Consider the following 18,921-nt stretch of genomic DNA (forward strand, 5'->3'; position numbering starts at 1 on the left):
GGAGTGGGGGTTGGGTAGTTGCACAGGGCCTCTCGGGGTCAACGCCGACAGGCCCCGGCGCGGTTGCGCCGGGGCCTGGAATCTACGGAAGGGGGAATGATGTCATTACTGTTCACCAGCCCGTGAGGGCCGCTTCCACACACCGCATCCGCTGCTTTCCCGGATGCGGAACTGATGATCGTCTATTCAGTGACCACCTCCTGGATCGCCGATATTGCTGCGGTGCTCGGACATTCGATTGTTCGGTGATGCTTCGTCCCCTTCCGGCGGGTCCGGCCGACTGCTCCGGGTCTATCTGTCATCCGCCGGAAGGGGACGGTGGAACCTACTTCTTCCGGGCAGTTCACCTGCCCGGCCACTCGGACTCATTAATTCGAACAACAGCGACTCTACAACGGCATCGAGCGAATGTCTACACCCGACACGACAGATTTTCGGCTGCCAGGGGAAGTGTTTATGTCACATGTGTGGGCTGGGTTTCGCGGGCGTGGGGACCGGGTAGATCGGAAGTGCCCGAGCGGACGGAGGGGGCGAGGCTCATGGGCACGGCTCCACCCGGGCGCGGGTTCCAGGTCGTGGATCGACGGAGCGCAGCACGGCTATCGGGAGCCGACATGGGCAATGACCAGGTACTCGAAATCGCCACCGAGGCGATCCGGCGCTCATCAGCGCGGTTGATCGCCGCCGACGCCAGACTCGCCGCAGCTCAGGCCCGACTCACTCGGGCACAACAGCAACTCGACACCGCGCGCCGCACCGCGGCCCACCCCGGAAGACCCCTGTTTCATCCGTTCAGGCCCGTGAGCGGTCCCGCCAGCCTTCGCGGTTGAGCGTCGGCGAGTGCGCACAGCAGTCAGCAAGGAACACACTCGAAGTGGTAGCGTGGCCTGCGATTTCCCGGCTGGACACGGTGCCGGCGTGAGATGACCAGTGGCAGGGCTCCCTCGCCGGCACCGGGCCTTCCGGTCCCTCGATTCCCCGGCTCAATGAGGAAGTCGAGGGCACAACAAGCCGGCTTGGGCAAACCGGCCCGCGGAAACCCGTGGCACACACCAAAACATCGGCGAAAGCGCCGCCCCGACAGCGTGTGATGTTGTGGCGCTTCACAACCTAGCGCATCCCCCCGGACGAGCAAACCCGCATCCGGCAACTTCGCAGACATGAAATCGACAGCTCCGCTGCCTGTTTCGCTCGCGCGACCGCTCACCGTCTTCTACGGTGAGGTCGAGGGCCCCGGCGGACCGAGCCGCCGGGGCCCTCGTCGCGCTCGGGCGTGAAGGCGCCGGCGGTGACTTCGAGCGCAGACAACGGCCGGACCGGTTCGGACACAAGCGGTTACATTCCGATCCCGGATTCGTACAATTCAGCGACGCGAAAACCGCGTAATTCGACCATAAGTGGCACACCGGGCAGCGGCGAATTTCTTCAGGCCACGAAATCGGCACGTCGTCGCGTCATGACCGGGTCGATCCACCACAATGCTGCACATGACGGACACGGCCGTAAGCGGGTTGGCAAATCGGCAGGCAGACCGGGTTCACCAGGCATCGCAGCCCCGGGAGGGATTTCGGCCCGATATCGAGGGGTTGCGAGCAGTCGCGGTCGTGGCGGTTGTGTTGTTCCATGCCGGAATTCCGGGGATCAGCGGTGGATTTGTCGGTGTGGACGTCTTTTTCGTGATCTCCGGATTTCTGATCACCGGAATACTGTGCCGGGAGGTGAGGGCCGGCGGCACCGTCGCGCTGGCCCGTTTCTACGGCGCACGTGCTCGCCGGCTGCTGCCCGCGGCGGGCATCGTGGTGGTCGCCACCGCGATCGGCGCGGTGGTGCTGCTGCCGCCGCTGCAGGCGCGTCAGGTCCTCGGCGACGGGATCGCCAGTGCGTTGTATGTCGGGAACAATCGGCTCGCCCTGCGCGGCACCGACTACCTCGCGGCGAGCGAGCCCCCTTCGCCGTTCGAGCACTTCTGGTCACTCGGCGTGGAGGAACAGTTCTATCTGGTGTGGCCGCTGCTCATCGTCGCGGCGGCGTGGCTCGTGCGGCGCCGCCGCACCGGATCGGCCACCGCACTCCCCTACCTGATCATTCTGGCGGTGGTCGCCGCGCTCTCGTTCGCGATCTCACTGATCTGGACCGGCACGCTGCCGCCCTGGGCGTTCTTTTCGCTGCCCGCCAGGGCGTGGGAATTGGCCGCCGGCGGCCTGATCGCGCTCTCGGTTGCCGTGTGGTCCCGGTTGCCGCACTCGGTGGCCGCACCGGCCGGATGGATCGGCCTGGTTCTGGTCGTGGTGGCCTGCACCCAGTTGAACGGCAGGACACCGTATCCCGGCAGCGCGGCCCTGCTGCCCGTCGCGGGCACCACTCTGATGATCGTATCCGGCTGTGCCGGAGCACGTTTCGGGGTCGGCTCACTGCTGACCCGCGGTCCGGTACGGGCGATCGGCGGCTTGTCCTACGCCTGGTACCTGTGGCATTGGCCGGTGTTGCTGCTGGCGCCGCATATGCTGGGCCACCCGCTCGGGCGAGTCGGCGCACTCGGTGCGCTCGTGATGGCCGGCGGGCTTGCCATGCTCACCCAGTGGACGATCGAGAATCCGGTTCGCTTCGCGGCGCCGTTGCGGAACTCGGCCGTGCGCAGTCTCGCCTGCGGGGGCGCCTGCACCGCGCTCGCCGCGAGTGTGGCATTCGCGCTGCTCGTGCTCGTCCCCGCCCCGGTCGGTCACGGTGTGGCGGCACCGTCCCTCGTACTCACCACGCCCCGGGACTCGGCCGCGCCCGCCGCCGACCCCCGCGACGAGGCGGTCCGGCAGCTGATGGCACAGGCGCAAACCGCGGTCGCCGCCTCGGCCGAAATCCGTGCTGTCCCATCGAATCTCACCCCCTCGCTGGACAGCGCGCCCGGCGACAAGGCCGATGTGTTCACCAATGGCTGTGTCCGGTCGTGGCGCGAGGTCGGCCAGGCCGAGTGCGCCTCGGGTGATCCGGACTCGCCCACCACGGTGGCTTTGGTGGGCGATTCCCATGCGGCGATGTGGAATCCGGCGCTGGAGCCGATCGCCGAGGCGCGGCACTGGCGGCTGGAAACGATGGCCAAGGTCACCTGCCCGCTGCTGGACCTGCCCATCACCAGCCCGTACCTGGACCGGGAGTACACCGAATGCGAGCAATGGCGCGGCCAGGTGCTGAATCGGCTGCGAAACGAACACCCGCGGTTGATCGTCCTGGACATGTCCCGGCGCTACGGGGGCGATTTCGGTTTCGTCTCCTACGATCGAGCCTGGGTCGAGAGCCTGGGCCGCCTGGTTGCCCAACTCCGCGCGATCGGTTCGGCCGTGCTCGTTCTCGGGCCGATCCCCGATCCCCACACCACGGTGCCGACGTGCCTGTCCGAACACCTCGACGATGCCACCGCATGCGCACCCGCACGCCCGGCCGGGGTGAACGACGCCGGCGTCGCGGCCGAGCAGGCAGCAACGACGGCAGGCGGCGGCCAGTACGCCGATCTCACCCCGTTGTTCTGCACCGCCACCCGCTGTCCCGTCATCGTCGGCAATACCTTGGTGTTCCGCGACGACAACCACCTGACGGTCAGCTACGCCGAGACCCTCGAACCCGCGATCGGCGCCCTCACCGACCGCGCCTTCGCCCATGAATGACGCGCATCGGACGCCGGGAACGACGCACTGCCCGCTCGGCTCCTACGGGAGGGTCGTGGCGGACATGAAGTTCCACAGTCGATCTCGCAGGTCCTCGCCGGCCGCGCCGGACGGCCACTGATGCAATTGCCCGTTTTCCACCCGGTACTGCACGGAGGTCCCGCTCCGGCACGGTCCGTAGCCTGCCGTCGTGCCGAATGCGTCGCTGGACTTGGCCGGCGGGACGGGGCAGCCATCGCGATCTACCCATGCGTCGACGTTGGCCACACCGGCCAGCGGTCGGAGATCGGATCGATCTGCCCCTGGGCGATGCCGACGGAGATCGGCCGAGCGGGTTTGCAGGGCGATCCGGGACTGGGAATCAGCAGGGTTGGGTTCGGGAGGGTGGGATCGCCGCCCTCCCAGGAGGTTACGTCCGCGAAGACGTCGGGGGCGTCGCACGCCATCCGCTGCGACATGATGCCGCCGTCGGACCACCCGCTGCTGTAGACGCGTGCGGTGTCGACGCACCACGTCGCCTCGATGTCGGCGACGACCGAGCGCAGGAACTGGACATCGATCGAGCCCTGCTGAAACTCCCAATCGTTGCCCACCAGACCGTTACCGGGATCCAGCGGCAGATTGTTCGCGTTGCCCTGCGGGTAGGCGACGATGAAGTGGTGCGCGGCCGCATAAGGAGTCCAGCCCGAGACCTGCTCGAAATCTGCCGCATTGCTGGCATTTCCATGCTCGGCGAGCAGCAGCGGCACCGAGTGCCCCGTCAGGCCGGCAGGAACGTCGAGCCGATAGATCCTGGTACCGATAGTCCGCACGACCGTGCCGGCTGTCGGTGCCAGGCTGCACTGCGCCGCGGCGAGGCGGATTCCGGTCCGATCACTGTGTGCCACAGGCGCAACCTGGAACGACGTGACGACTGCTGCGATGGCGGCCACGGCCGCGGCGAGTCGAATTGCGATAGCGCGCATACTTTCCCATCGTCGAGCCGGCGACCGACAGCAGCCTACTGCGGCTGCGATTCTCACCAGTGGTAAACGGCCGAATCGGTACCGATGCGCGGTCGTGCCGGCAACGTGCGGCTGCGAGTAGCGGCGGCTATGCGGTCGGCGGTCGCAGCCGGCCGCTGAGGACGGGGCGTTGGATGAGGTCTTCCTGAGGGATGCCCACGCCGAGGTTCTCGGCCAGTTTGTAGAACAGGCCGCGGAATCCCAGGAGGCCGTATTCGCACTCGTCGCCGTCGAGCCGGGCGCCTAGTGCGTGCATCTGGTCGTCGAAGCGGTGCGGGTCGCTGCCGGCCCTGTCTTGTGGAGCGAGGTTCATACTCAGCAGCGTGTTGAGGCCGGTGACCAGCTCGCCGTTCTCGGCGTACAGGAACTCCACCATGGGGTTCTCGTTGTAAAGCAGTACGAGAGCAGCGGTTCCGGCGGAAGCCCGACGGACGAGGTCGCGATCCTCGGCACACTTCCAGCTGCCGTGTTCCCAGGCCCATGCCCACCGGCCGTACTGTCCTGCGCTCACCACATACGCGCCGTTCACGTAGAGGAGGTCACCGAACTCCGCGAAGAAATCGTCCTGCGCACGCACCGCCACCGTGTCCTGATCGACATCCATCCGCTCCAACAACTGCCGGGCCGTCATGTCGCGTGCGAAGGTGAGGCCGAGCAGAGGCAGATCGCGCCCGTACATCCACCCCAACCCACCGGTCTGGGCACTCATGATGCCCTGAGCTTCCCGAGAAACCCTGCTGGTGCGGCATTCTCGGCCACCGCGAGACAGGTACGCCTCGCGAAATCATCGGACACCGTGATCGGAATGCCAGGCGCCGTAGCAGCTGAAGCAGTCATAGCGGCAGATAGTGTCATGAAGCACCGACATTTCGGCGACGACCTCGCTCGCGAACCGCACCCACCGGCCTGATTCGACCTGTTCTTCGTGCGTCCGAGGAGACGCCGAACCGCTCAGCTCCGGCGCTCGAAATGTGCTGTCACACCGCCGGTTTCGCCGAGTGCGTCACGGACGATCCGGTCGATGACCTCGGCGGTATCGGTCGGATCGGCGCCGGGATTGCGTGCGCCGCGGCGGGGCCGTGGGAGGCCGCCAGGTCGGCAGCGGCGTCCAGCAGCGAGTCCAGGGTGTGCGTGGGTTTCGACTCACTTGGCCTCTCGTGTGGCGCCCGCTGCACGATGCACTGATGGAGGACTCGATCGACCTCGCCGAGACCACACTGGTTCCCGGATCGGCGCCCCGGAACCACCACAATCGAGCCGCTCGCTTCCCGCGTGGACGGATCCACCGTGATCAGGTCCGCAAGAGCAGGATCCGACTGTAAACGTGCCCGGATCGTCTGCGTCGCACTCGGAGCCGCACCCACGACGCCGGCATCGTCACCCTCGACCGAGTCTTCGCCACCCCCCTCGACCGAGGTAGCCTGCCATTGCCTGAGGGTGACGCGGAGGGAAACGCCGATTGAATACTTCGCTCAGCAGGTACTTTTCGCTCAATACTCGAGCGCTGAAGGTTTGCTAGCGATCGCGGAATGGGTAACAGAACAGTAAGGCCGGCGTCCTGCCCGGCGTCGGCCTGCGCGTGAGCCGGCAGGCATGACGGGTCACGCGAAGTCGTTGCGGTGCCGCCGGGCCGATCGCCACCCCGGCGGCATCGCTACGTTCGGTGAGACGGCAATGTTCGCCGACAACAGGCTGGGTCGCCGAGAGTCGGCCGTGGTCAGGGCGTCGGCGGCAGCATCGGGGACGGGGGCTCGTGAACCGTGACGAGAACGACGACGTCGCCGTAGGGGGCGCTGCCGCGTGCCAGCCGGTGGCCGAACTTCGCCAGGGGGATCTGCCACCGGTACTTGGCCTCGATCTCGGCTTGAACGAACGACACCAGCGTGCCTGCGGTCACCACCTGCGCGTGTCCCTGGCGCTGGTGGGACCCCAGCGCCGGATGTCCGCGCCAATCGCCGGCCTGGACGAGCACACGGCCGTCGCGCAGCAGATCGTCGGCTTCCGGAGCTCGGGAGGAGACGCGAAATGCCAGCTGGCCGAGTCCGATAGGGACAACCAGCCGTGGCACGGTCACCAACTGCTTCGGCCCGGCGACCCGGGTGACGAGCACCGTCTTGGCTTGCTGCCACTCCCGCGCGACCCCGGTCGCCGGAACCCGGTTTCGCGGCGTCGCCCGCGCCACCGGGACCGGGCGTGCGAGCCGAAGGGGTGCGGTGGGAAAATCGGTCAGGGTGTCTGTCATCTCATTCGCTCCTCTCCGCGACGAATTCCGTTGCTGCTATCGCCGCCAAGGCGTACCGGAGACCGGCCTGGACCACCGGCCGCGCCGTGCCGGGGCCGGCACGCGCCGTTCACGAAGGAGAGAGTGCCCAGTCCTCGAGGGATTTCACGGATTTGGCAGCTCGGGCTCGATCGGCCCCCGCACGAGCATCCTTGATCGGCCGACTTCGATAGTGCACGCACGTCGGCGCCGCGGCAACGATCCTGATCACAGCGGGCACGCGGCGGCGTGCAAGTGGGGCTCATCGACGCGCACTCGATCGCCGACGATTCCGAGTTGCGGCTGTCATGCCGACGCGGGCAACACGCCGCCGCGGACCTACTCGACCGAGTTCCACCCGTTAGCTGCGCCTTTGGCGTGCGGACCGGGGTGAGCACCTGGACCGCGCCTACAACCAGTCCGCCCAGCACCGCCGCAGGGGTGCGCACATCGGGATTCGTGCCCAGTAGGCGCACACGCGACGCGAATGACGTTGTCACGCATCGGATTCGGCGGGCGACGGATCGCCCTCGGATACCTGATCGTCCGCCGCGGCATGGCGCCGCAGTCGCAGAGCCAGCTCCACATGACCGTTGTCGAGCAAGAATCCCAGAAACAGCGCGCGAAACGCCGCATGCACCGAATCCGGCGGCAGCGTGCCCGGCACCGCCAGTTCGTGCAGTGCCAACCCGTGCGCCAGGGCCGTGAACGCCGGTGCGGCCGCATCGGGTTCCGGGGCTCCGGCCGCGCGCACACCAGCGGCGGCCGCCCGGCGTGCGGCATCGAGCGCCCGCGCGGCGGCATCGCGGAACTCCGGGTGCCGCGCGGCGTGCAGATAGGCCTCGAACAACGCCGGCGTCTCCGGTGAGCGCGGGGTCGCGGCCGACGACAGCGCGGCGGCGATCTCGTCGGGTGTGCTGTGCGCCTCGGCCAACGCCTCGGCGAGCGCGACCTGGGTATCGGCGTCGGCGTCGGTATAGACCCGCAGCGCTTCCTCGGTCAGCGCGTCGATCGAGTCGAAGAAGTAGCCGACCGTGGTCAGCGGCAGTCCGGCTCTTTCGGTGACCGCGCGATGAGTCACCCCGGCCACGCCCACGGTCGCGGCTACCTCGACAGCGGCCGCGAGCAGGGCTTCGCGTCGGGCCAGGGCACTGGGACGGTGGCGGCGCGCGGTCACGATGCAACCCTAGGCCATCTCTGTAACTTCTTACAGTTTTCCTCTGGGCAGAGTCTGTACATTCTTCTAGACTCAGCCGCCATGACGTCCCTTCACGCATTTCGCGACGATGCGCTCGCCGAGCACGACGCGGTCGCCCTCGCCGAACTGGTCCGCAACGGTTCGATGAGCCCGCAGGAACTCGCCGCCGCCGCCATCGAGCGAGCACGTGCGGTCGACCCGCAACTGGACGCCGTCGCCTGCGCGATCTACGACGCCCCGCGCTACCACTCGAAGTCCGATTCCGCCCTCTACGGCGTGCCGACGTTCGTCAAGGACAACACCGACCTGGCGGGACTGCCGACCAACCACGGCAGCGAGGCGTTCCGGGCGCGGCCGGCCGCGAAGAACGGCGCCTACGCCGAGCAGTTCCTCGGCACCGGGCTCACGGTGCTCGGCAAATCGCGACTGCCGGAGTTCGGCTTCAATGCCACCACCGAATTCATGACCGAACCTCCGACCCGCAACCCGTGGGATCTGGATCGCTCGATCGGCGCCTCGTCGGGCGGTTCGGCCGCACTCGTCGCTGCGGGCGTGGTCCCGATCGCCCACGCCAACGACGGCGGCGGATCCATCCGCATCCCGGCCGCATGCGGCGGGCTCGTCGGGCTCAAGCCGAGCCGAGGCCGCCACATCGACGGCGAACAGGCGCGGCATGTGCCGATCCACATGATCTCCGAGGGCGTGCTCACCCGCACCGTGCGCGACACCGCGGCCTTCGTCGCCGCTGCCGAAAACGTCTGGCGCAACCCGAAACTCGCTCCCATCGGCGAGGTCCGCGGCCCGGCACAACGACGGCTGCGCGTCGGGCTGCTCATGCACAGCGTCACCGGAGCCGAGGTCGACGCGCCCACCCGCGCCGCGGTCGAGCACACGGCCACACTGCTGGAGAAGGCCGGGCACGTCGTCGAACCGATCGCCCTCCCGGTCACCGAGCAGTTCGCGGTGGATTTCGTCCAATACTGGGCGCTACTGGCCGATCTCGCGGTGAGCACGGGCAAGCTCATCCTGGACCGGTCGTTCGACGCGGCCGCCACCGACGGACTCACGCGCGGACTGCGCGCCCATCACCGCCGCAATCTGCACCGCACGCCGGCGGCGCTGCGCCGGCTGCGGCGCATCCCGGCGGCATATGCGCGAATGTTCGCCCGGCTGGAAGTCGTTGTGTCGCCGGTACTCTCACACACCACACCGCCGCTGGGCCACATCGCCCCGACCGTCGCCTTCCCGGAACTGATCGACCGGCTCACCCGCTACGTCAGCTACACACCACTGAACAACATCGCCGGCACCCCGGCGATCTCCCTGCCGATGGGCCGCACCACCGAAGGCCTGCCGGTCGGCGTGCAACTATCGGCGGCCCACGGCGACGAACGCACCCTGATCGAACTGGCCTACCTCCTCGAAGCCGAACAACCCTTCCCCCGCATCCAGGAGCACCCGAACCCCTGACACCACGGTGCGGCGACAGGGTGTGGCTCCGTGCGTGCTGTATGGATGGATTGCGACAGCGGGTCGACGATGCGCTCGCATTGATGGTGCTCGCGCGCGCACCTCACATCGAGCGCACAAGGCGACGAAGTCGTGACCCGCATCATGGCCGCGATATGCGCACACCTCAGCTGAGTCGGCTCACCCGGGAGCCGGACGCATTCGAAGACGAATTCAGCAGCAGGACTGCATCATTCGTCACTTATCAGGGCTCGCTCGCTCTCCTCGGTGATAGAAGGGACCGGGGCGACGCTCACCGGTCGACAGCGGAAGGTTCGCGGTCGTTGCGGTAGCGGCCGGGGGATGTGCCGAATTGCTTCTTGAACGCGTGGGAGAAGGCGTAGGGGTTGGCGTATCCGACCTGTTCGGCGATGGTGGGCAAGGGGTCGGTGGTGTCGCGCAGCAGTGCGGCGGCTCGCGTCAGGCGCCACCAGGTCAGATATCCCATCGGCGGCCGGCCGACGAGGCCGGCGAATCGGCGGGTCAGAGTGGCGCGCGAGACTCCGGTTTCCGCGGCGAGGCTGTCGGTGGTCCAGGGCGCGGCCGGTGCGGAGTGCAGTGCCCGCAGGGCGGTGGCGGTGACCGGGTCGGTGAGCGCGGCCGACCAGAGACCGGCATCGTTGTCTCTCATCCACGCGCGGATCATGTAGACCAGCAGCAGATCGAGCAGGCTCGGAACGGCGATGCAGGAGCCGGGGCTGCGCTGGTCGGCTTCCAATGCGAGCAGGTCGATGGCGGCGCGCAGTTCGCGATGATCGCCGATGCGATCCGGGAGGTGGATGACGGTCGGCAACTCCGCGACGAGGGGATGCTGCCCTCGGCGGTCGAGCCGATATGTGCCGCACAACACCTCGAAACCGCCTGCGCCCGAGTCTGTTTCATTCGGCTGCGCGGCCCGCCATTGCTCGAACGGGATCGCCCGTGTCGTAGCCGGGGTGTCGGTGGCCCGGTCGGCGAGCAGATGCCCGGTCCCGTGGGGCAGCAGAACCGCGTCGCCGGTGCCGAGGGTCACCGGATCGCCCTGGTCGGGAAGCAATCGGCAGCTACCCCGCAACACGATGTGGAAGCCGGCGCCGGAGTAGGGCGCGAGCCGGGTGCACCAGTCGCGCTCGCGGGTGAACAGCCGGCTCGACGACGGCTGCCCCAGTCGCACGGCCGCGATCGCATCGCTCAGCACATCCACAGAGCAATCCTACGGAGAGCCGCTCACGGTTGATCCGTTTGCGTATTCAAGTGAGCATCCTGGGCATTGATCGGCTCGGTTGCGGTCCATACCGTCGCGAGTATGGAAAGTTCGCAGAGCATCGTGCTGGGTGATGTCGAAATCTTCCGCGTGATCGAATGGCACGGCACCCTGATGCCAGGCCCCGACCTGTTGCCGGACACGACCGATCGGACCTGGCGCGACAACGAGGACTGGCTCGCACCCGATCATTGGGATCCCGCTACCGAGTTGGCGGTCGCGGCAATCCAAACCTGGGTAATGCGCAGCGCCGGGCGCACGATCCTGATCGACACCGGCGTCGGCAACGGGCGCGAACGGCCCGCCCGCGCGTTGTTCCACCACCGTCACGGTGATTTCCTCGACCGTCTGGCTCGTGCCGGGGTGCATCCGGACGATGTGGATCTCGTGATCAACACTCATGTGCACGGCGATCACGTCGGCTGGAACACTCATGACGTCGACGGGCAATGGGTGCCGACATTTCCCAACGCGCGATACCTGATTCCGGCCGCCGACGACGCCTACTTCGGGCCCGACGGCGGCTACGCAGGCGGGCGCCGCCCCGACGACCGGCTGCTCTACGACGACAGCGTCGCACCGATCCACCGTGCCGGTCAGGCAGTCCTCTGGGACGACAGCTACCGGATCGACGAGAACCTGATCCTGGAATCCGCACCCGGCCACACCCCGGGTTCCGCGGTATTGCAGGTGAACTCCGGCACCGACCGCGCCGTCTTCGTCGGCGATATGGTCCACAGCCCACTGCAACTGCTCAAACCCTCGCACAGCAGCTGCCTGTGCCTCGACCCACACCGGGCCGCCACCACCCGGCGCCGAATTCTCGAACGCGCCGCCGACCGACGGCAATTGGTGATCCCCGCCCACCTCGCCGGGCCAGGAGCAGTCGAAATACGCCGCAGGGGAACACATTTCACACTCGGCGAATGGGCCGTGGCCGCAGCGGCACCACGCTGACATCGGCAACCCCGACCCCCGCATCGCCGACCCGGCCCGTTGGACGCCGCGGGCCACGCAGGGCCGTACGTGCAGTAGGCAGCACGATGACCAGCGCCGTCACCGGCCCGGCGCGGTGCCCATCGTTTCGAGACACGACTCGGGTCAAGATGCGCGAAGCGGCCCGGAACGGACCGCGTGGACCACAATAGGGACCGTATCGGGCTTGTCGGCAACAGTGAGGAGTACAGCGATGGCGGTGCATGTCAATGTCGACAATTTCGTGCGGGCCGAGACGGATCGGATGTTCGCCGATCTGCAGCGCGACGCCGGCGGGATCAACACCTTTCTGCACAATCGGGAACCGGCCTCGATCGATCGTCAGACCGTGATCCGCCTCAACCGCGACACCCTCTACAGCTTCGCCGTCGTCGACCTCGCCGCGGGCGCGACCGTGACGCTGCCCGAACACGGCGACCGATACCTGTCGGCCATGGTGGTCAGCGAGGACCACTACGTCGAAAAGGTCTTTCACGATGCCGGGTCCTATGAACTGCGGTCCGACGACTGCGGCACCGACTACGCCCTGGTGGCGGTACGGATCCTCGCCGACCCGAATTCCGCCGAGGACCTCGCGGCGGTTGCGGCCCTGCAAGACGGACTCTCGCTCACCGCCGGCTCGGCGCGCGAGTTCGTCCCACCCCACTACGACACCGCCGGGCTGGACGCCACCCGCACGGCGCTGCTGACCCTGGCCGCGGGCATGAACGGTTTCGACGCGACGTTCGGCCGCCGCGATCAGGTCGACCCGGTGCGTCATCTGATCGGTACGGCGGCCGGCTGGGGCGGGCTGCCCAGCGAGGAAGCCTCCTACGTCGGCGTGGCTCCCGACCTGCCGCCCGGCAACTACGAGTTCACCCTGCGCGAGGTGCCCGTCGACGGGTTCTGGTCGGTCTCGGTCTACAACGCGGCCGGCTATTTCGAGAGGAATCCGCGAAACAGCTACAGCGTCAACAACATCACCGGAGTGCCGAACGCGGACGGATCGGTCACGGTCCGGTTCGGCGACTTCCCCGACAGCGTTCCCAACGCGATCCCCACCCCCGAGGGCTGGAACGTCGTGGTCCGGTTGTACCGGCCCCGCCCCGAGATCCTCACCGGCGCATGGGCGCTGCCGGAGCTGGTGCCGGCGCGCGAGTGACCGCTCCACGACCGGCGGTTCGTGCCGGTTTCCGAAATGCGTTCGCTTCGCATACCCACTCCCCACAGCTGCCCCGGTGAAATACTGGTACCCGGTATCACCAACTGCCGGCGACAGTTTCGAGCCGGCGGATGCCGCTCACGGATTGGGAGACGTTTGTGCAGTACATGCCCCAGATCGCATCGGATATCGCCGCAATGCACGCCCAGTACCAGGAACTTCTCCATGAGGATCGATGGTCACTGCGCGCTCTGTTCAGTACCGACGACTGCGATATCGCGCAATATTGCAGCAGTTTCAGACCCAACCGGTTCGGCGCCCGAGCCTGCGCGGAGGTCGAGGCCTTCTGCCGCAGGCACCGGATCTGGCTGGAAAGGGGTGGTGCCGCCTACAACTCGATGACGCCCTACCTGCATCCACGCACGATCAGCCTCGCGCGGATGACGACGATCGGTATCTACAACGCAATCCTGTTCGCGCTCAACGACACCGTGGGCCGCGAGAAGTTCAGCCACCTGTCCGAGGCCGAGCGAGCGCAGGCACAACTCGAGGTCGACCGGCTGTGTCGATTATTCGAGTCCGGCCGGATCCGGCCGGACAACTCCACGCCCATTGTCGAGGCGACCGTCGAATTCTTGACGACCCTCACCGATCAAGCCGAGCCGGTGTGGCTGGAGCGATTCCGCGCATCGACGATCGACCATTTGCGCTCGGCGATCCGCGATCAGAATGTCGGCGCACGCGGTGACCTGCTCAGCGTCGACGACTACATCGCCCTGCGTAACGAGGTCTCGGGGATGTACCCCGCGATCCAGCTGTGCGAGTTCGCGCGCGACACCACCCTGCCCTGGGACCGGCTCGCGGCCGCGGGCCTCGCCGAGGATCTGCGCACGCTGGAACGTCTCACCGCCGAAGTCGGAGCGCTGATGAACGATGTCTTCTCCTTCGAGAAGGAGGTCATCGTGGACCGCTCGGATTTCAACCTCATCTCGATTCTGCTGCTCAATACGCCCGGCGCGACGCTGGCCGACGCCGTGCTCGGCGCCGCGCAGATCGTGCGCGAGCGATTCACCGACTTCCGCGGGCTACGGCAGGATCTGCTCGACCGCTGCCCCGCACTCAGCCCACCACTGGCCGCCGCCGTCACCGCCTACGCCGACGACCTCGATCAATGCGTCCAGGCGAGCTGGGTGTGGCAATGCGCCACCTCCCGCTACAAGGGCCGGTCGATATTCGCCGAGGCTCACCACCGGTGAGCAGTCCACCGATGACGTGACGAATCGGGCATGCAGTACCTTTGTCTGCAGCGTCACGATCAGCAGTACCAGCCGGGGGAAGTTTCGCCGGGCACCGAAGTAGCAGCAGAAGCGCATCGGACATGGGGAGTTGGAGTGGACGATCTGAGCACGGCACTCGCCCAGCAATGGGAGCGCGCGCTGGCGACGATTACCGCTCACCCTTCCTACGCCACCGTAGAAATTTCGTTTCTGCGCGATCTTCTGGAAGAACTCCACGCCAGTCTCACCGCGGAGACCTTCGACGCGGCCGCCGGCTCCCGAGCGGGAGCGGCGCTGGCGGGTGCCCGGCTCACCGATCCCGCCGTGCCGGTCGTATCCGCGCCGGTATTGCACCGACTCACCGAATTCAGCGATCACCCCGAGACCGGCCCGCGTATGGCCGCCCTGCTCGTCGCGTTCGGCCACGGCCACCACTTCCTCGCCGAAGCGATCCGGGCCGACGATGTCGAGGAAGGCCAGCGCCGGTTCCGGCTCGTGTTCGACCACGCGTCCATCGCCATCGCGATCGGCGACACGAATGGTGTTCTGCTGGAAGCCAATCCCCATCTGGCCGACATGATCGGGGTACCGGTCGAGTCGCTGCGCGGCATCAGCGTCTACGACTTCGCCCACCCCGACGATCAGGCCGCGATCCGCGCGATGGTCTACGACGACCTCGTGCCGGCCAGGGCGGGCACGGCGAAGATCGAACGGCGCCTGCAGCGCGCGGACGGCAGCACCGGATGGGCCACATTCGCGATCACCTATGTCCGGAGCGCCTTCGGGCCTGACTATCTGCTCGCCATCGGCGAAGACGTCACCGAACGCCACCAACTGCAGGAGCAGCTCCACTATCAGGCGCGCCACGACGCGCTCACCGAGCTGCCCAACCGCCGCCATCTCCTCGACACCCTCAAATCGGTGATCTCCGCGGCCGGCGAGGACGATCTGATGGGACTGTGCTTCACCGACCTGGACCACTTCAAAGAGGTCAACGACCGATACGGTCACGGCGTCGGCGACCAGGTGCTGGCCACCGTCGCCCGGCGCCTGCACGACAGCCTGCAAGACGACGGATGCCTGGTCGCGCGAATCGGCGGCGACGAATTCGTCACCCTCATCCCGCCCCCGGCCGACACCCGCAGAGTCGCGGCGGTCGCGGACCGCCTGCGCGGCGCCCTCTCGCATCCTCTCATCGTCGGCGGCCACCGGCTCCACATCTCCGCCAGCATCGGAGCCGTCGTCACACCGGTCGCCGGCAAGGACCCGGAATGGCTGCTCGACGCGGCCGACACCTCGCTGTACGACGCCAAATCCGGCGCCCGCGGCAACTGGATCCTGCACACCGTCCACGCGGCCGAGGGTGCCGACGACAGCTCCGCACGATGCGGAAACGCTTGAGGCGCACCGGGTTCGACGGCCGCTATGCGCGGGTAGGCAACACTCGATAGACGATCTCCACACCGCCACCGTCCAACGGCCGCGAACTCTCGAATGCCAGATCGGTCTGCGGATTCAGCGAATCGGTCAGGCGCATGCCGCTGCCCACGAAGAACGGCAGGATGACGAGTTCGAGTTTGTCGAGAACGCCGAGAGCGCGATAGGTCTCGATCGTGCCGGGTCCACCGATGAGATGGACATCACCGCCGCGATTGGCCGCACGCACCTTCTCCAGCAACCGGACCGGATCGTCGTCGACGATCACATCGTCGGGCGTGCCCTCGGGCCGATGCGAACCCAGGACGAAGACCTCCAGATCCGGCCACGGCCAGCGATCGGCGGTCAGCGCCGGTTCGAAGGTGGTACGGCCCATCAGGGCGGCCTCGCAGGTACGCAGGAATTCGGCGATGCCGTGGCTGCCCGGACCGTGCACCGGATCGACGACCTGAGGCGGCCAACCGTCCGGAGTCGTCACGTAGCCGTCGGCGCTCATACACAGGCGAGCCAGGATCCGCATCGATTCATCCATTCTGTCGAGTACGCAGAAGAGACGATGCCCGCGGCCGAAAATCATCGACGGTTCGCGGTGGTGGAGACGGTCCTCACTCGCCCCGGTAGCGCACCTGGAATTCCTTGATCCCGTTCAACCAGCCCGACCGCAATCGGCGTGGGTCCCCCAGTTTGCGAATGTCGGGAAGGTGGTCGGCGACGGCGTTGAAGATCAGGTCGATCTCCAGTCGGGCCAGGTTGGCGCCGATGCAGAAGTGCGCGCCCGTACCGCCGAATGCCAAGTGCGGGTTGGGATCACGAGTGATGTCGAAGGTGAACGGAGCGTCGAAAACCTCTTCGTCGAAATTCGCGGATCGGTAGACGATCAGGACCCGCTGACCCTTCCGGATCGGTACGCCACCGAGTTCGGTGTCCTCCAGCGCGGTGCGCTGGAACGTACTCACCGGCGTCGCCCAGCGGACGATCTCGTCGACGGTGGTCTTGGGCCGCTGCGACTTGAAAAGCTCCCATTGATCCGGGTTTTCGAGAAACGCGATCATGCCGTGCGTGATCGCGTTACGGGTGGTCTCGTTGCCCGCGACGGCCAGGAGGATGACGAAGAAGCCGAACTCCTCGGAGGTCAGCGCTTCCCCGTCGACGTCGGCGTGGACCAGTTCGGTCACGATGTCGTCGGCCGGCCGCGACTTTCGCGCCTCGGCCATCTGCCAGGCGTAGGCCAGGAGTTCGGCGGAGGCGGCCAGCGGGTCGACGCCGGCGTACTCCGGGTCGTCGTAGCCGATCATCTCGTTGGACCACCGGAAGATCTTCATCCGGTCCTCCTGCGGCACGCCGATCAATTCCGCGATCGCCTGCAACGGCAATTCGCACGCCACCTGCGTGACGAAGTCACCCGCGCCCGCCTCGGCGGCCGCGGTGACGATGGCCTCGGCGCGGGCGGACAACTCCGCGCGCAGCCCGTTGACCGCCCGCGGCGTGAACCCTTTCGAGATCAGCTTGCGCATCCTGGTGTGTTGCGGCGCATCCTGATTGAGCAGAACCAGCCGCTGCATCTCCATCCGCTCGGGGGTGAGTTCGACGCCGTATCGCGGCAGCGCGGTGTTCTCGGCATTGGAGAACACGTCGCTGCGCCGCGACACCTCCTTGACGTCGGCGTGCTTGGTCACGACCCAGAATCCGTCGTCCGGAAAACCGTCGGAACCGGGAGACTTGGCATTCCACCAGATCGGAGCCGCACGGCGCAGTTCCGCCAGCTCTTCGACCGGCACCCGCCGGGCCCACATATCCGGATCCGTGACATCGAAATCTCGCGGAATATCGGGACGCGTCGCACGCATATCAACCACCGGGCCGTCATCGCTGACTGAAACAGGTTCTAGAGGTATTCAAGCACAATCAGCGGCCGCTCATACCCGTCTCCAGCGACCTCGATGGTCGTGGCAACCGGCCGCGACGGTGGAATCCGGGGCATCCGGCGGCCGAAAGTCCTCCCGGCCGTAGACCAGTGGCCCGACCATGCCGGACATTGCACCCTTCCACCCGAACAGCGCTCTCGACGAGTCTGGATCCGACGCGGCTTCTTTTTCGTCCGAGGGCTTGCCGCATCCCGCGACGATGGGTGACCGGGTTGCGCAGCACCGACGGCGAGGCCGCCGAGACGACGTCAGGAGTTCCGATGCCCCACTGGCGAGGCCCGCTGCGACCCGACCGTCCGACCGAGGATGCTCTCACCCCGGCGGTTGCCGATGCGACTCTCGATCGAATCGCCGACGCCCCCGCCGCATCGGCGCCGCCGACCGGGTCAGAGCCACGACAACATCACCGCTCTGCGCGGCTGCGATCACGATCGGTTGTCGTCGAGGGCCGTATCGCCCGCTATTCGGCCGGCGGACACGGTCCCCGCGTGCTCTTCCTGCACGGCTGGGGATTGGGGAGATACGCCTATACCCGCCCGCTCGAGGAACTCGTTCGAATGGGAGTGCATGTCTTCGCCCCCGCGCTTCCCGGCTTCGGGGGCACGGCCGGGTTGCCGATCGAGAATCGCTCTCTCGCCGGCTACGCCCGGTGGGTCGGAGATTTCATCGAGGCGATCGACCTGCCGCTGCCGGTCACCGTGGTCGGGCACTCCTTCGGGGGCGGCGTGGCGATCCAGGCCGCGCACGATCTACCGGAGCTCGCCGAGCGGCTCGTGCTCGTGAACTCCATCGGCGGCTCGGCATGGACCGACGGTCGCGGGGTGGCACGCGCACTCCGTGAACGTCCGCTGTGGGACTGGGGCCTGCACTTGCCGGCAGACCTGCTGCCCGGTCGCCAACTGACCCGGGTCCTGCCGGTGATCATGCGTGACGCGGTGCCCAACGTCCTGCGGAACCCGACAGCGGTGTGGGAAGTCGCGCACCTGGCCCGGACCGCCAACCTCACCTCCGAGCTCAACGAACTCGCCGAGCGCCGGCTGCCCGTCTTCGTGGTGTGGAGCAAGCGAGACACGATCATCCCGGAATCCACGTCGATGTCGCTGCGGACCGCCCTGGGCGACCCCCGCACGATCACCGTGCCCGGCGGGCACGGCTGGCTCCTCGACGACCCGCACGCCTTCGGGGAAATCATCACCAACGTCGTCCGGGAACCGGATTCCGGCTTCGAGCCCGACACCCGGCCGACGGCACAGTAGCGATCGACACCGGCGAAGG

14 protein-coding genes are annotated in these 18,921 nt (G+C 67.3%); 7 read left to right on the forward strand and 7 right to left on the reverse strand.

Annotated elements, in window-relative coordinates:
- Positions 1–1,478 precede the first annotated feature (1,478 nt).
- The gene (locus A5780_RS14290) at positions 1,479–3,656 is read left to right on the forward strand and encodes an SGNH hydrolase domain-containing protein (protein ID WP_082976470.1); all 2,178 of its coding nucleotides are present in this window, start codon (positions 1,479–1,481) and stop codon (positions 3,654–3,656) included.
- Positions 3,657–3,898: 242 nt separating this feature from the next.
- On the opposite strand, the gene A5780_RS14300 is transcribed toward A5780_RS14290, so the two are convergent.
- The 4 genes from A5780_RS14300 to A5780_RS14315 form a co-directional block, all read right to left on the reverse strand.
- Entirely contained in the window at positions 3,899–4,621 is a 723-nt protein-coding gene (locus A5780_RS14300) for a PHB depolymerase family esterase (RefSeq protein WP_064908669.1), read from the reverse strand.
- Positions 4,622–4,748: 127 nt separating this feature from the next.
- The gene (locus A5780_RS14305) at positions 4,749–5,369 is read right to left on the reverse strand and encodes a DUF6461 domain-containing protein (protein WP_146098807.1); all 621 of its coding nucleotides are present in this window, start codon (positions 5,367–5,369) and stop codon (positions 4,749–4,751) included.
- Between the two features lie 1,008 nt (positions 5,370–6,377).
- Positions 6,378–6,902 (reverse strand): hypothetical protein, encoded by a 525-nt coding sequence (locus A5780_RS14310; RefSeq protein WP_064906913.1) that lies wholly within the window; start codon positions 6,900–6,902, stop codon positions 6,378–6,380.
- 514 nt (positions 6,903–7,416) lie between these two features.
- Positions 7,417–8,097: a TetR/AcrR family transcriptional regulator gene (locus tag A5780_RS14315; RefSeq protein ID WP_064906914.1), complete on the reverse strand. Its 681-nt coding sequence runs from the start codon at positions 8,095–8,097 to the stop codon at positions 7,417–7,419.
- An 81-nt stretch (positions 8,098–8,178) separates the two neighbouring features.
- Between A5780_RS14315 and A5780_RS14320 the strand changes: the two genes are divergently transcribed.
- Positions 8,179–9,588, forward strand: a complete 1,410-nt coding sequence (locus A5780_RS14320) for an amidase (protein ID WP_064906915.1) — start codon at positions 8,179–8,181, stop codon at positions 9,586–9,588.
- A 292-nt stretch (positions 9,589–9,880) separates the two neighbouring features.
- On the opposite strand, the gene A5780_RS14325 is transcribed toward A5780_RS14320, so the two are convergent.
- Entirely contained in the window at positions 9,881–10,810 is a 930-nt protein-coding gene (locus tag A5780_RS14325) for an AraC family transcriptional regulator (RefSeq protein WP_064908670.1), read from the reverse strand.
- A 102-nt stretch (positions 10,811–10,912) separates the two neighbouring features.
- On the opposite strand from A5780_RS14325, the gene A5780_RS14330 reads away from it, so the two are divergent.
- The 4 genes from A5780_RS14330 (at position 10,913) to A5780_RS14345 (ending at position 15,685) form a co-directional block, all read left to right on the forward strand.
- A complete protein-coding gene (locus A5780_RS14330) occupies positions 10,913–11,827 on the forward strand; it encodes an MBL fold metallo-hydrolase (protein ID WP_064908671.1) in 915 nt (304 codons plus the stop codon).
- A gap of 232 nt (positions 11,828–12,059) precedes the next feature.
- A complete protein-coding gene (locus tag A5780_RS14335) occupies positions 12,060–13,007 on the forward strand; it encodes a DUF1214 domain-containing protein (RefSeq protein WP_064908672.1) in 948 nt (315 codons plus the stop codon).
- Between the two features lie 167 nt (positions 13,008–13,174).
- Positions 13,175–14,263, forward strand: a complete 1,089-nt coding sequence (locus tag A5780_RS14340; protein ID WP_082857176.1) for a terpene synthase family protein — start codon at positions 13,175–13,177, stop codon at positions 14,261–14,263.
- Between the two features lie 135 nt (positions 14,264–14,398).
- On the forward strand, positions 14,399–15,685 hold the full coding sequence (locus A5780_RS14345; protein ID WP_064906918.1) for a sensor domain-containing diguanylate cyclase: 1,287 nt from the start codon (positions 14,399–14,401) through the stop codon (positions 15,683–15,685).
- Between the two features lie 22 nt (positions 15,686–15,707).
- Here A5780_RS14345 and A5780_RS14350 read toward each other — a convergent pair whose 3' ends face one another.
- Positions 15,708–16,241, reverse strand: a complete 534-nt coding sequence (locus A5780_RS14350) for a dihydrofolate reductase family protein (RefSeq protein WP_064908698.1) — start codon at positions 16,239–16,241, stop codon at positions 15,708–15,710.
- Positions 16,242–16,326: 85 nt separating this feature from the next.
- The gene (locus A5780_RS14355; protein ID WP_064908673.1) at positions 16,327–17,568 is read right to left on the reverse strand and encodes a cytochrome P450; all 1,242 of its coding nucleotides are present in this window, start codon (positions 17,566–17,568) and stop codon (positions 16,327–16,329) included.
- Between the two features lie 338 nt (positions 17,569–17,906).
- Between A5780_RS14355 and A5780_RS14360 the strand changes: the two genes are divergently transcribed.
- Entirely contained in the window at positions 17,907–18,902 is a 996-nt protein-coding gene (locus A5780_RS14360; RefSeq protein ID WP_082976477.1) for an alpha/beta fold hydrolase, read from the forward strand.
- Positions 18,903–18,921: the final 19 nt, after the last annotated feature.

The sequence above is a fragment of the Nocardia sp. 852002-20019_SCH5090214 genome (genome assembly GCF_001665865.1).
Taxonomy (GTDB): domain Bacteria; phylum Actinomycetota; class Actinomycetes; order Mycobacteriales; family Mycobacteriaceae; genus Nocardia; species Nocardia nova.

Excerpts from the sequence above, each read along its gene's own strand:
- A5780_RS14290 (WP_082976470.1), top strand. The coding sequence starts at position 1,479 with ATGCTGCACATGACGGACACGGCCGTAAGCGGGTTGGCAAATCGGCAG.
- A5780_RS14300 (WP_064908669.1), bottom strand. The coding sequence starts at position 4,621 with ATGCGCGCTATCGCAATTCGACTCGCCGCGGCCGTGGCCGCCATCGCA.
- A5780_RS14305 (WP_146098807.1), bottom strand. The coding sequence starts at position 5,369 with ATGAGTGCCCAGACCGGTGGGTTGGGGTGGATGTACGGGCGCGATCTG.
- A5780_RS14310 (WP_064906913.1), bottom strand. The coding sequence starts at position 6,902 with ATGACAGACACCCTGACCGATTTTCCCACCGCACCCCTTCGGCTCGCA.
- A5780_RS14320 (WP_064906915.1), top strand. The coding sequence starts at position 8,179 with ATGACGTCCCTTCACGCATTTCGCGACGATGCGCTCGCCGAGCACGAC.
- A5780_RS14330 (WP_064908671.1), top strand. The coding sequence starts at position 10,913 with ATGGAAAGTTCGCAGAGCATCGTGCTGGGTGATGTCGAAATCTTCCGC.
- A5780_RS14335 (WP_064908672.1), top strand. The coding sequence starts at position 12,060 with ATGGCGGTGCATGTCAATGTCGACAATTTCGTGCGGGCCGAGACGGAT.
- A5780_RS14340 (WP_082857176.1), top strand. The coding sequence starts at position 13,175 with ATGCCCCAGATCGCATCGGATATCGCCGCAATGCACGCCCAGTACCAG.
- A5780_RS14350 (WP_064908698.1), bottom strand. The coding sequence starts at position 16,241 with ATGCGGATCCTGGCTCGCCTGTGTATGAGCGCCGACGGCTACGTGACG.
- A5780_RS14355 (WP_064908673.1), bottom strand. The coding sequence starts at position 17,568 with ATGCGTGCGACGCGTCCCGATATTCCGCGAGATTTCGATGTCACGGAT.
- A5780_RS14360 (WP_082976477.1), top strand. The coding sequence starts at position 17,907 with ATGCCCCACTGGCGAGGCCCGCTGCGACCCGACCGTCCGACCGAGGAT.